Origin of the sequence: Angelakisella massiliensis (assembly GCF_900104675.1) — a bacterium.
Classification (GTDB): Bacteria; Bacillota; Clostridia; order Oscillospirales; family Ruminococcaceae; genus Angelakisella; species Angelakisella massiliensis.
Genome location: NZ_LT629944.1, coordinates 127,087 through 139,556, shown reverse-complemented (window position 1 = coordinate 139,556; position 12,470 = coordinate 127,087). Strand labels below are relative to the sequence as shown.

The window sequence follows — 12,470 nt, the reverse complement described above, 5'->3', positions numbered from 1 at the left end:
TCTTCCATTTCATTTCTTCATCGAGGCTCGTTTGACCCGCGAGGCGCTCGATGCTTGCAAACAGTATAGCAGACAAAACGCCAAAGTGGAAGCAAAAAAATTGCGCAAAACGCTAAAATCGTCGAAAAATCTATCTTTTTTTTAATATTTTTCTTTGAATATGGTGGAAATGTGTCAAAAAGTGTCCTTCTGTCCCTTACAACGGTCCCTTTGTTTTTCTTGCCACGCGCAGCGGGATGGCTTATACTGATTAAAATGAAAGATTATTAAATGGAAGCGTCAGGGAGGAAAGACTAATGCAGGCGGTGGGAATCATTTTGGCGGCGGGGCTTTCCAGCCGGATGGGACAGCTGAAAGCGCTGTTGCCGCTGGGAGCAGAGACGGTGCTGGGACATCAGATCCGTGTACTTCGTCAGGGGGGAGCGGAGCGGGTGATCGTGGTCACCGGCCATGAGCGGCAGACGCTGGAGCCGGAAATTATCAAAGCAGGCGGAGAGGCTGTCTTTAATCCCCAATACCAACAGGGGATGTTTTCTTCAGTCCTGACAGGATTGCGGGCAGCGGGGGAGTGTGACTGCATTCTGCTGCTGCCGGTGGATTGTCCTCTGGTGGAAGCGCCGCTGGTGGCCTCGCTGCTGGAGGAGTTCCGCCGCACAAGGCCCCCTGTGCTTTATCCGGCATATCAGGGCAAGAAGGGGCATCCGCCAGTCATTGGCCGCAGCTGTTTTTCCGGCATTTTTGCCCATGACGGCACCATGGGGCTGCGGGGAGCGCTGGAACAGTGGAAAGACCAGTGGAAACTGATGGAGACAGATACAGCGGGGGTGGCGATGGATATGGATACGCCGGAGGATTATCAGCGTATTTTGAAATTCATCTGTCCGCAGGACACAGAGCCCCGCAAGCCTTGACTTTTTCTTAAAAGAAATAGTATCATAAGCTTACAGTTACTTTATTTTTTGCAAATCAACTTTTGCGGATCAAAGGAGTTACCATGAAAAACGGAGTTCGGATGTCCGATATAGCCCGGGCACTGGGCGTCAGCAGCGTAACGGTTTCCAAAGCGCTGGCGGACAAAGAGGGTGTGGGTGAAGAACTGCGCGCCAAAATCAAGGCCACCGCGGAGCAGATGGGCTACAGCTATGTGCCCACCATCGGCAAGCTGGCGGCGGACTGCACCGGCACTGTGGGAGCGGTCATCGCCCAGCGGTATACCAAGCCGGAGCATTCCTTTTACTGGTCTATGTCCCAGAATGTCATCCAATCGCTGAAGAAAGCCAGGCATCTGGGGCTGATCGAGATCGTAAGGGAAGAAGAGGAAAGCGCAGGGATTTTGCCTCCCTTTGCAAATACGGGACGGGTGGACGGTATCATCGTATTGGGCACCATGTCCACAGCGTATTTGAAAAAGCTTCATCAAACCGGGCTTTCTCTGGTGCTGGTGGATTTTTACAATGATGAAGTGCCGGCTTCGGCAGTAACGGCGGACAGCTTTCTCAACAGCTTCCGCATCAGCAGCTATCTGTATCAGATGGGCCACAGAGAGATCGGCTTTGTAGGCAGCCTCTGGGCAAACAGTGGGATTCAGGACCGCTTTTTCGGTTATTGCAAAGCACTGCTGGTTCACGGCCTTCCTTATTATGAGGACTGGATTCTGGAGGATCGGGAGGATGACAACTTCCGCCAGACCTTCCAGCTGCCGGAGCATCTGCCCACAGCATTTGTCTGCAACTGTGACCAAACTGCCTATCATTTTATCCGGTATCTGCAAAGCCAGGGCTATCGGGTGCCGGAGGACATATCGGTGGTGGGATTTTATGATTATATCTTTGCCACCATGTGCGACCCTCAGCTGACCACCATCTATGTGGATCTGGCGGCGATGGCGGAAGAAGCGGTAAGTGCGGTATTTCGGCTGCGCAATGGCCCGGGGCAGGCGGAAACCATCACTGTAAAGGGAAAACTGGTCTGCCGGGATTCTGTCCGGCGGCTGGAACCGATGTGATCCGCTTCCAAAACAGATAAATGGAAATAGAACCGCTGTGCCTGGTCATTTTGGACACAGCGGTTTTGTCGTTTGGGAAACCTTGTTTGCCATCATGCTTTAGAGGAAGTAAAAATGAAAAAATATCTTTATCCTGCTGCCATAGGCTGTACCGTTCTTGGTTTTCTGATACTTTTGTTGTTGATGTTTACGGGCGTCGCTTATCCTCATCCTTTTTTCACTGTGGGAACGCTGGTTGGGATGGGGCTGATTTTCACAGCGCTGTTTCTTTGGGCGGTATACTGGCTGATGGAAATGATCCGGGCTGTCCGTGGCGGTAAGGTGCTGCGGATTCTTTTGCTGCTGCTGATTGCTCTGGTATGTCTGTATTCCTTTTTCCGGCGGTAATGCCGGTGATATGGGAGCGCAGCCTGCTTTCAAAGAGAAAAGGAGATTCAAAATCATAAGGACATGCGCCTGATTGCTATCCCGCTCCCATTGGGTGGGAAAACCGGGGGATCGAACTTGATTTTATCGGCAGCCAGGTTCGCAGTCAGGGTTACTCAATACTCCCAGAAAGTGTGTTGAACTTTCACAGTACGCTCAAAACACCTTTTGCCTGAAAATTGGGGGACGAAGTGCATTTCGTCTCCAAACTTCAGGCAAGAGGTGTTTTTTGTTGCGGGAAAGAAATAGCTGGGCAAGATTGATATTAAAATATCTACTTAGCTAAATATACAAAAATATTTAAGTAAAAAATTGTAGATAAAAAACTTAATAAAGTATTGACATGTAACTTAATAAGCGTTACAATTTTAACGAATAATGCGGGCGTGATATGAATTGCTTGTATCTGCCCCATTGGCTGACAAAAAGTACACAACAACAAACCGGCCTTTTTCAAGCCCCGAGGCAGGGGAAGGGCCATGGAGGAGAAGTGACCATGAAATTTGTTGGAACCAGCCGGCCTATCCACGACGCGGTAGGCAAAGTGACCGGAACAATCCAATACGCGGGGGATATGGAGCTGCGGGGAATGCTTCATGCTGCGGTGCTTTTCAGCACCATTCCCCATGGCATTGTCAAGAGCATCGACAGCTCCGCGGCCCTGGCTCTGCCCGGCGTGGTGGATGTGCTGGATTGCTTTAACACCACCCAAAAGGAATACAGCCGCTATCAAACCCAGTTCCGTCAGGATCTGGTGAAGAATGAGCGGATTTTCAATTCTCATGTCCGCTTTGTGGGAGACCGTGTAGCCGCTGTTGTGGCGGAAACTCCGGAAATCGCCCGGGAAGCGGTGAGACTGATCAAGGTGGAATACGAAGAGCTGCCTTATTCCCTCAACCTCCAGGACAGCATGAGCGGCAAGATCGACAACGTTTTTCCTGAAGGAGCGGTTTTCGGCGAGTATCATCATACTGTAGGCGAGAAGCCGGAAGGAGATCTGGTGGAGATTGAGACCACCACCGATATCGGCCGTATCAACCACGTCTGCATGGAGACCCACGCCTGCGTGGCCGATTACAACAAATATACCGGGGAGCTGACCATCTGGTCCCCCAACCAGGCGGTGTTTGGTATCCGTACCATGGTGGGCGAGCTGTTTGAAATGGATTACAACAACATCCGCGTGGTCAAAACCACCATGGGCGGTTCCTTCGGCGGCAAACAGGAATGGGTGCTGGAGCCTCTGGCCGCCGCTGCCGCCATCCGGGTGGGACGTCCCGTGAAGGTGGTATATAACCGCAGCGAGACCATGATCTCCACCTACAGCCGGGCGCCCATGCACTTTGATACCAAGTTCAGCTTTACAAAGGATGGCAAGCTCCAGGGCGTGGAATGTGATCTGGCGCTGGATGCCGGCGCCTATGTAGGCAACTCCATCAACTATGCCCGCACCGTGGCCCACAAGATGTTCCGGGTCTACAAATATCCCTACTGCCGTTTCTCTTCCCGGGCGGTCATCACCAACACCATCGTCAACGGCGCTTTCCGCGGATGGACCGGCCCTGAAGCGGCTATCATGCTGGAGTACAACATGAACGTGGCCGCCAAACGGCTGGGCATCGACCCCGTGGAACTGCGGATGAAGAACGTCATGCGGGAAAACGATATCGATCCCATGTCCAATACCTCTCTGGGCAACTACAAGATCTATCAGGCACTGGAACAGGGCCGGGATCACTTTGAGTGGGCCAAGAAGAAAGAGGAAGTGGCCCGATTCAACGCTGAGAACAAGCGGTACAAGAGGGGCCTGGGCGTATCCGTCGGCGGCCATGTGAACAACTTCTATCCCGGCAAAACCGACTTTGCCCGTGTGGAGATGCGCCTGAATGAAAGCGGCACCGTCCGCTGCAACATGACCCTCCACGATCACGGCTGCGGTACCGTCATGGCCATGAAGATGATCGCTGCCGAAGCTCTGGGCTTACAGCCGGAGCAGGTGCGGATTCTGGAAGGAGATACCGATTTCACTCCTCTGGATGTAGGCTGCTTCTCCAGCCGCACCACCTATGTTCTGGGCCGGGCGGTGGAGGACTGTGCCGCCAAGCTCAAAGAGCGGATGGCGCGGCACATCAGCGAGTACACCGGTGTTCCGGTGGAGGACCTGGTGGTGGAGAACCAGAAGGTCTACTCCAAAAAGGACCCCAGCATCTCCTTTGCCTGGAGCGATGTGGCGGATATTTCCCAGCAGAAGATCAAGCGGGAGGTTTTTGTCAGCCACGAGTACATCCCCACCACCAATCCCGGTGTGGCAGGCGCTCACTTCGCGCTGGTGGAAGTGGATACATATACCGGCATGACCAGAATTCTGGATTACCTGGCGGTTCACGATATCGGCCAGGCCATCAACCGTGAGATGTGTGTGGCCCAGACCCAGGGCGCTGTGGTGATGGGCGCCGGCGCGGCTCTTTCCGAACACGTCCTTATCAGGGACAACGGTGTGCCCAGCGGCAGCCTGAAAGATTATCACGTCATCAACTCCTTTGAGGCCCCCAGCGTCAAGGTAGAGTTCATTGAGGACGGCGGTACTGAGGGCCCCTACGGCTCCAAGTCCATCGGTGAGGTGGGACATAATCCGGTTTCCGCCGCGGTCATGGGTGCTGTCAACGATGCTCTGGACAGCGAACTGAACTTCATCCCCCTCAATCCTGACGCCATCACCAAGTATCTGAGATCCAAGGAGGTTCAATAAGATGAAACTGACCTTTGTATTAAATGGAAAGACCACTTCCCTGGAGGTGGCTCCTGACAAGCGGCTGTTGGATCTCCTCCGGGAGGATCTCCACATGACCGGGACCAAGGAAGGCTGCGGCGAAGGAGAATGCGGCGCCTGCACCGTCATCATCGACGGGGAAGCGGTCCATTCCTGTCTGGTGCTGGCCTGCCAGCTGGAGGGCCGCAGTGTCCTGACCATTGAGGGACTGGCGGAAAACGGGGAGCTGGACCGCATCCAGCGGAACTTTGTGGAGGAAACCGCCGTCCAGTGCGGCTACTGCACCACTGGTATGATCATGTCCGCCAAGGCGCTGCTGATGCATAATCCCCATCCCACAGTGGAAGAGATCCGGGTGGCCCTTTCCGGCAATATCTGCCGCTGTTCCGGTTACAGCCAGATCATCCGGGCTGTCCAGCGCACCGCACGGGAAATGGAGGAGGAGCAGGCATGATGAAGAACTATCATCCCAACAATATGGAAGAACTTTGCCGGGATCTGAGTCAGCTGACCCCTGAGAGCAAGATCATCAGCGGCGGCACGGACCTGATCATCCGTCTCCACAGCGGAGCGGTGAAACCGGACGCCCTGCTGTATATGGGCGGCGTCAAGGAGTGCCGCACTGTGGAGGAGAAAGAGGACTATATAGAAATCGGTGCTGCCTGCACCATGACCCAGCTGGAAAAATGCCCTCTCCTCCGCCCTGAGCTGGGAGCTATTCCTGACGCGACAGGAGATGTGGGTTCGCCTCAGATCCGCAACAACGGCACCATCGGCGGCAATATCGCCAATGCCTCCCCGGCCGGAGACACCCTGCCGGTGCTGTGGATGCTGGAGGCCCAGGTGGTCATAGCCAGTCCGGCGGGACTGCGGGCAGCCCCCATCCATGAAGTGGTGCTGGGCCCTGGTCGTACCTCCCTGGGCCATCAGGAAGCCATCGTGGCCTTCCGGGTGAAAAAAGGTGCAGGCTGTACCGCTTTTGTGAAGCTGGGCTTCCGGGGCAAGGTGACCATCTCCCGTATCGGCCTGGCGGTGCGTCTGGATCAGGATGATCAGGGTGTGGTTCGCTCCGCCCGGATCATCGCCGGAGCCATTTCTCTCACTCCTGTGGAGGTGACCGCAGCGGAGGAAGCGCTGGTGGGCAAGGCTCTGACCCATGAGACGGTAGCCGCTGCCGGCAAGGCTTTGTCCGACCTGATCATGAAGATCACCCCTGAAAAGTTTGACCGGGACTACAAGGTCTGGGCCGCCAAGGGTGTGATGGAGGACGTACTGGCCAAATTCCACTGAACGGTGAAATGCCGTTCTTATGGCGGAAGATGAAAACCGGTTCCATTGGAAATTCGGTTGAATGGATCCACAAAAACCGGCTTCTGCCCTGACCAATGCTTTCTCCCAAAAACGGAAAGCAGATCCAAAAGGCAAAAAGCAGCAGCCTGGCCAGTTTTCCACCGCTTTGCAAAGAACTGGTGGAAGAAACGGTCTGAAATTTCCCGGGCCGTTGAGACAGAAGAAAAGAGGAGAGCAACATGGAACGCAGACAAACTGATTATTTTCGCTTCACCTTGCTCAGTGTCCTGGGAATCGTGTTATTTTTTGTTCCGGTGATAGGGGGCAGTGCCCCCATCGTCTGGGCTTCGGGACAGTTCAAGGCCCTCCTGGGCCGGTGGGTGGTGCTGCTGCCGGTGCTGTCCTGCCTGTCTCTGGCAGTGTTTGTGGTACTGGGAAAAGGTCTGAGGCTGGAACCCTTTCGGAAGTATCTGCAGCGGGAAGGTCCGGTGAAGGTGGGCTTCTTCTTCTCCACCGCCCTGCTGATTGTACTGATTCTGCTGGGTGTGGGTCCGGCGCCTCTCCAGGACCCCAATGTGGGAGGAAAAGTGCTGGAGCTGGCTTCCACCGTCATGACCACCATTATCCTGGCGGGATGGGGCGTGGTATTCATCCTCAAATCCGGTGTGGTGGAGTTTGTCTCCATTCTGGTGGAACCGGTAATGCGCCCCCTGTTTCGTCTCCCCGGTGAAGCGGCAGTCAACTGCCTGTCCTCCTTTGTCTCCTCCGCCTCGGTGGGCGTATATTTCACCGAACAGTATTATCTCTCCAAAAGCTATACCCAGCGGGAAGCCTGCTCCGTCATCGTCAGCTTCAGCGTCATCAGCGTGGGCTACATGGGGGTGCTGGTGTCCATGGCGGGCATTGAGGGGATGTACAGCCAGGTGATTCTGTGGAGTTTTATCCTGGTGCTGGTGATGGCTATGATCTGCGTCCGGATTCCGCCCCTTTCCCTGAAACCGGAGATTTATGCCGACGGCACTCCCCAGACTCCCGCAATGCGCCGCCCGGAAAAAATGACCTTCAGCCAGCGGTGGCGCAAGGCCCTGGACGCAGGCGCGGAAAAAAGCCGGGAATTTACCTGGAAAGCCTTTTGGGGCAGTCTGGTAAGCGCTCTCTGCTTTGCCCAAAAGATCATCGGTGTTATGATCACCTGTGTGGTGCTGGTGCTCACCCTGGTCCACTATACCCCCCTGTTTCAGTGGCTGGGCAAGCCCATTGCCCCCATCCTGGCGCTGCTGGGGCTGCCGGACGCCGCAAAAATCGCGCCGTCAGTGCTCATCGGCATTGTGGAGGTGAGCCTGCCCTCCATCAGTATCGCCGGCCAGGGAGTGGCTCCCCAAAGCGCCTTCTTTGTGGTGCTGCTGTCGGTGATACAGATTATCTTCTTTACCGAGGCGGGCAACGCCATGCTGGGCTCCCAGGTGCCCATCCGTCTCAAAGACCTGCTGCTGACCTTTGTTGTGCGCACCGCTCTGGGGATTCCTCTGGCGGCGCTGGTATCCCATCTGGTGTTTTGAAGCTGTGTAATCCGGCCTGTGGCCGAATGTAGAAAGGGTGTACTTATTTATGACTGAGAAAGTCGGAACCAAAGGCATCGCGAAATTTATCATCCTCAGCCTCATCGGTATCTTTTTATTCCTCATCCCCGTCAGCGGCGCGACAGTGCCCATTGTGGTGTTCATCAACACCATCAAGGCTTTCCTTGGGCCGATTCTCCCTATTTTGGTGGTGATCTCCCTCTCTGTTCTGATGTTCACCATCTTTATGGCCAAAGTGGTCAAATCCCCCAAGTTTGTGGAGTTCCACAAGGATGACAAACCCTCCAAATTCGTCTTTTACATTCTGGCCTTTATCTTTGTCCTGTGCATCCTTCTGAAAGTCGGCCCTGCCTCCATCTTCCAGAATCCCGACATAGGCGGACAGGTGATCACCCTGGCCCAGAACGTCATGCTCACCGTCACCATCGCCGGCTGGCTGATCATCTTTATGCTCAAGTCCGGTATCGTGGAGTTCCTGGGCACGCTGCTGGAGCCTCTGATGCGCCCCATCTTCAAAATGCCCGGTCAGGCTGCTGTCAACTGTCTGTCCGCCTTCATGGTCTCTCCTGCTGTAGGCGTTTATATGTCCGATCAATACTACGCTTCCGGCATCTATACCCGGAAGGAAGGCATGACCGCCATCACCAACTTCTCCACCGTCAGCGTGGGTTATATCAGCGTGCTGGCCGCCATGGCCGGTGTGGAGGAGCGCTACGGGCAGATGGTTATTATCACTCTGCTGCTGGTGTTCTTCATGACTGCTGTCACCGTACGGATTCCCCCTCTCTCCCTGGTAAAGAACGAATATATTTCCGGTGAAGAGGAAAAGCCTCAGCCGGTCCAGGAAGGCAGCCGTTTCCAGCGGGCTTTGGCCGCCGCAGCCGCCAGAAGTGAGGAGTTTACCCTCAAGGCCTTTGTGGGCAGCCTCCTCAACGCCCTGAAATTCTCTCAGCGGATCATCGCCTATATGATCCCCATTGTGGTGGTTACCCTGACACTGGTCCATTTCACCCCTGTGTTCACCTGGTTGGGCAAGCCCATTGCCCCTATCCTGTCCCTGCTGGGAATGCCTGATGCCGCGGCTATCGCTCCCGGCGCCCTGCTGGGCTTCATTGAAGTGAGCCTCCCTGTCATCGCCATCTCCGGCCAGGGTGTGGCCCCTCAGAGCGCTTTCTTTGTGGTGATGCTGGCCATCATGCAGATCGTCTTTATGACCGAGGCGGGCAACGCTATGCTGGGCTCTTCCATGAAGGTGAAAATGAGCGAGCTGGTGCTGGTGTTCATCGTCCGTACCATCATTGCTGTTCCTGTTCTGGCCCTCATCTCCCATCTGTTGTTCTGAAATAAGTGAAAAAGCCTCTTCTGTGGGAAAGATAGATGCTTGTTCGCCGCCCGCCCTCTGAGGATGGCCCTTCCACTGCCTTCCAAAGCGGACGGGCGGCTTCTTTCCCCAAGGTATCCGGGAAAAACTTTTTACCTGTCCTAAAGTCACCATTCGTCTGTCAAAGGAGGGAGTGTCATGAAAAAGGACGCTGAAAATAAACAGGTATTGCTCATCGGCAGCGGCCATACAGCCTCTCGCCTTCGCCGGAAACTGGGCAGCCTTTGCGGTCAGCGGTTGTTTGTGCTGGATAAGAAAGGACCGTCGGCTCCCCGTGAAAGCTGTACAGGGTTGGATCTGGTGATTGCGGCGGATTTTCCCCTGTGGCTGGATGTGGAAAAAAAGCTTCCCTATCCCACAGGGAAAAATACGGTGATTTTGCCGCTGCTCAATGATCCCAATAAGGGCGAGTATCTGGCACGTCTGGCAGGTTCCCAGCTGCTGCTGCCCAATGTGTTTCTCCGCCATGGCGGGGGAGAGAGCGGCGCAGGGCTGATTTTGTTTTCCAGGAGCCAACTGGACCGTCTGCGGGGCAACTATGGTTTTGCCCTGACGCTGCTGAAGGAGGCGGGGATCGCCTGCCGTTTTCAGTGACAGGAAAATCCTTCTTTGCCCTGACAGCTGCCGAGACAGTGAAAATTTTGCATAAAGGCACCGCCCCTGACCGGAAAATGTTCCTGTCAGGGGCGGCCTTTTATGCAGCAAAATCATTTTTATGAGGGAAAAAACAACTCCTGGTTCAGTTCTTTCACCAGAACCTGTTCTCCCATGCCCTTTTCCTGAGGAAAATCCACCTGAACCAGCCGATAACCCTCCGAATCCAACAGGCGCAGAAAGCCGACGCCATCATTGGTCAGCAGCAGGGAATCTCCCCCGCCCACCAGATTGGGCGTTCCCTGAAAAAGGGAGGAGGGGAGAGTATAGTGCCAGCTTTGGCCTTTGTCCGTATCATAGAGGTTTACCCAGAGAATACCGGAACTGTCCTCAAACAGTCCGGTCAAGATCCATCGGCCGTCAGCGCTGATGGCGGCGGCGTTTTCTTCCCCCCTGTTCTTGAGGGTGAATTCCTTGACCTGACCGGCCTCCAGATTCACCAGGGCCACTGTTCCGTCACCCTGGGTTTCCTGATCCTGGGACACAAGAATTCCCTCCTGCCAGACTGTGGGGTAAGATCCATTCAGCTGTCCCTGGAAAAGGATCTCTCCCTGGCTGTTTACAACGCAGGTGTATTTCTCTCCCTCTTCTCCCCGCAGGGCGACGGCAAAAAGCCCCTCCTCCAGGGGACGAACCAAGGTCACATTCCGGGATTCTCCAGGGAGGAGTGTGACCGGCTCTCCATTTCCTTCCAGCGGGATCAGCCGCAGCCCTTTCCCCGGTACCGCCAGAGAGGCGCCGTCCCCGGAAACACGGGCCGATGGCAGAGAGACATCCTCCGCTGTGGGAAACGTCCATTTTTCTCCGGTTTCCAGGTTCTGTTTGATCACGGAATCTTCTGTGAGAAGATAGACTTCATCATTCCAGCAGTCCATCCGCAAAATCCGGGAATGCTCCGTTATAACCGTTTCTTTCTGAGAGGACAGTTCCAGCGACACCAGGCGGCTTTTTTCCCCTCCTGCAGTGAGCAAAAGAATTTTGTCCCCGTCGGGGGTGAGGGCTATCTGTTCCAGAGAAGGGAATTCTTGGGACAACACCAAGCTGGTCAGGTCGGTAAATACCGCCTCCTCCGTATTGGAGCCGGATGGGGTGGAAGAGGAAGCGGAAACCGATTGAGAAGAGGAGGAGGAATCCTGATGAAAAACTTCCGGGGAAACGTTTTGCTCCGCCGTTGGAGCGCAGCCGTTCAGTATCATGGCCGCAGCCAGCAGCAAAGATGAAAAAGACAGAATCGTTGGGACTTTCATCATGATGCCTCCTTACTCTTGGTGTGTTTTGTGAAAAAGTCTTTTCTCTTTCACTATAGGAAACGAAAAGAAGTTGGATTTTATTGTAAAATCCAACTTCTTTCTTTGCAAAAGCTTCACGCTAATTGTTCTGCTCCAGCGATTTGTCAGAATCATTGAGGCAGCTGGAAACGTCGTTTCCGATTGGCTTTGTTTTTTTACAGCGCCGGTTTCCCTGACAGGAAACAGGGGAGAAAGTTTTGCGACAGGATGAGTGTCCATAAGGGTAAAAGGGCGGCTTCAAATCCCAAAGGCAGACAGGATGGTCACTGCCACCGGAGGAATCAACAGGGCGGGGAGAAGATTGAGCGTCTTGATCTGTTTGATGCCCAGGATTCCCAGACCGGAGGAGAGGATAAGGACCCCTCCCACAAGACTGATTTCAGTCATCAGTGTGTCGGTAACAAAAGGGGCGATCAGCCCCGCCAGCAGGTAAATGGCTCCCTGCCAGCAAAACAGAACCACCGCCGCCAGGGCGATGCCGATGCCGAAGGTGGAGGAGAGGACGATGGAAGTGATACCGTCCAGAATGGCGTTGGTGAACAGATAGGTATGATCCCCCTGGAGGGCGCTCTGGATAGGCCCGAGAATGGAAAGGGTGCCGGCGCAGTAGAGCAAAATAGCGGTGGACAATCCCCGGGCCAGATCGGAGCCCCGGGAAATATGGGAAACCGCCCGCTCAAAAGCCGTATCCAGAGAAAGTCGGGTGCCGATAACGCCTCCCAGAGCCAGGCTGACAATAAACAACACATGATATTTGGACTGTGGCATGGCCTGAACGATGGAATTGATGCCTAGAGCGGTGGCGGCAAGGCCCATGGCGTCCATCAGGGCGGACTTGTATTTTTCTCCGATCCCCTTGCGCAGGGTGCTGCCGATGATGCTGCCGGCAAGGATGGTGGCGGTGTTGGCAATGGTTCCGATCATTTCATGTTGCTCCTTTACAGTGGCTGAGAGGTGTTTTTATTCATTAATGTAAGCCAAACCGGCGGCAAAGTCAAGTTTTTGCTTTGCTGTATTTCTTTTGTGCTGATGAAGCCAGAGATACTCTGTTTGGGGCCGGTAGGGAAAAGATGCT

The 12,470-nt window shown here is 54.5% G+C and carries 12 protein-coding genes; 10 read left to right on the top strand and 2 right to left on the bottom strand.

Annotated features, from left to right (window positions below; genetic code table 11):
* Positions 1–296: 296 nt before the first annotated feature.
* The 10 genes from BQ5383_RS01025 to BQ5383_RS00985 all read left to right on the top strand — a co-directional run bounded on the left by BQ5383_RS01025 (position 297) and on the right by BQ5383_RS00985 (position 10,046).
* On the top strand, positions 297–911 hold the full coding sequence (locus tag BQ5383_RS01025) for a nucleotidyltransferase family protein (RefSeq protein WP_071428960.1): 615 nt from the start codon (positions 297–299) through the stop codon (positions 909–911).
* An 83-nt stretch (positions 912–994) separates the two neighbouring features.
* Entirely contained in the window at positions 995–2,005 is a 1,011-nt protein-coding gene (locus tag BQ5383_RS01020) for a LacI family DNA-binding transcriptional regulator (protein ID WP_071428959.1), read from the top strand.
* A 114-nt stretch (positions 2,006–2,119) separates the two neighbouring features.
* Complete coding sequence (locus tag BQ5383_RS01015) at positions 2,120–2,392, top strand: hypothetical protein (protein WP_071428958.1); 273 nt, start codon at positions 2,120–2,122, stop codon at positions 2,390–2,392.
* A 535-nt stretch (positions 2,393–2,927) separates the two neighbouring features.
* Positions 2,928–5,180, top strand: a complete 2,253-nt coding sequence (locus BQ5383_RS01010; protein ID WP_071428957.1) for a xanthine dehydrogenase family protein molybdopterin-binding subunit — start codon at positions 2,928–2,930, stop codon at positions 5,178–5,180.
* A gap of 1 nt (position 5,181) precedes the next feature.
* Positions 5,182–5,655 carry a (2Fe-2S)-binding protein gene (locus BQ5383_RS01005; RefSeq protein ID WP_071428956.1) on the top strand — a complete coding sequence of 158 codons (474 nt, stop codon included), beginning with the start codon at positions 5,182–5,184 and terminating at the stop codon, positions 5,653–5,655.
* Positions 5,652–6,491, top strand: a complete 840-nt coding sequence (locus BQ5383_RS01000; protein ID WP_235821911.1) for an FAD binding domain-containing protein — start codon at positions 5,652–5,654, stop codon at positions 6,489–6,491. The genes BQ5383_RS01005 and BQ5383_RS01000 overlap by 4 nt, the downstream gene beginning before the upstream one ends.
* 61 nt (positions 6,492–6,552) lie before the next feature.
* Entirely contained in the window at positions 6,553–6,750 is a 198-nt protein-coding gene (locus tag BQ5383_RS20510) for a hypothetical protein (RefSeq protein ID WP_139193309.1), read from the top strand.
* Positions 6,731–8,050: a YjiH family protein gene (locus tag BQ5383_RS00995; protein ID WP_071428955.1), complete on the top strand. Its 1,320-nt coding sequence runs from the start codon at positions 6,731–6,733 to the stop codon at positions 8,048–8,050. Before BQ5383_RS20510 ends, BQ5383_RS00995 begins: the two co-directional genes overlap by 20 nt.
* 49 nt (positions 8,051–8,099) lie before the next feature.
* Entirely contained in the window at positions 8,100–9,413 is a 1,314-nt protein-coding gene (locus BQ5383_RS00990; protein ID WP_071428954.1) for a YjiH family protein, read from the top strand.
* Between the two features lie 177 nt (positions 9,414–9,590).
* Positions 9,591–10,046, top strand: coding sequence for a hypothetical protein (locus BQ5383_RS00985; protein ID WP_071428953.1), 456 nt, complete (start codon positions 9,591–9,593; stop codon positions 10,044–10,046).
* A gap of 119 nt (positions 10,047–10,165) precedes the next feature.
* On the opposite strand, the gene BQ5383_RS00980 is transcribed toward BQ5383_RS00985, so the two are convergent.
* Both BQ5383_RS00980 and BQ5383_RS00975 read right to left on the bottom strand, forming a co-directional pair.
* On the bottom strand, positions 10,166–11,356 hold the full coding sequence (locus BQ5383_RS00980) for a WD40 repeat domain-containing protein (RefSeq protein WP_139193308.1): 1,191 nt from the start codon (positions 11,354–11,356) through the stop codon (positions 10,166–10,168).
* Positions 11,357–11,632: 276 nt separating this feature from the next.
* Positions 11,633–12,319, bottom strand: coding sequence for a DUF554 domain-containing protein (locus BQ5383_RS00975; RefSeq protein WP_071428951.1), 687 nt, complete (start codon positions 12,317–12,319; stop codon positions 11,633–11,635).
* Between the last annotated feature and the right edge of the window lie 151 nt (positions 12,320–12,470).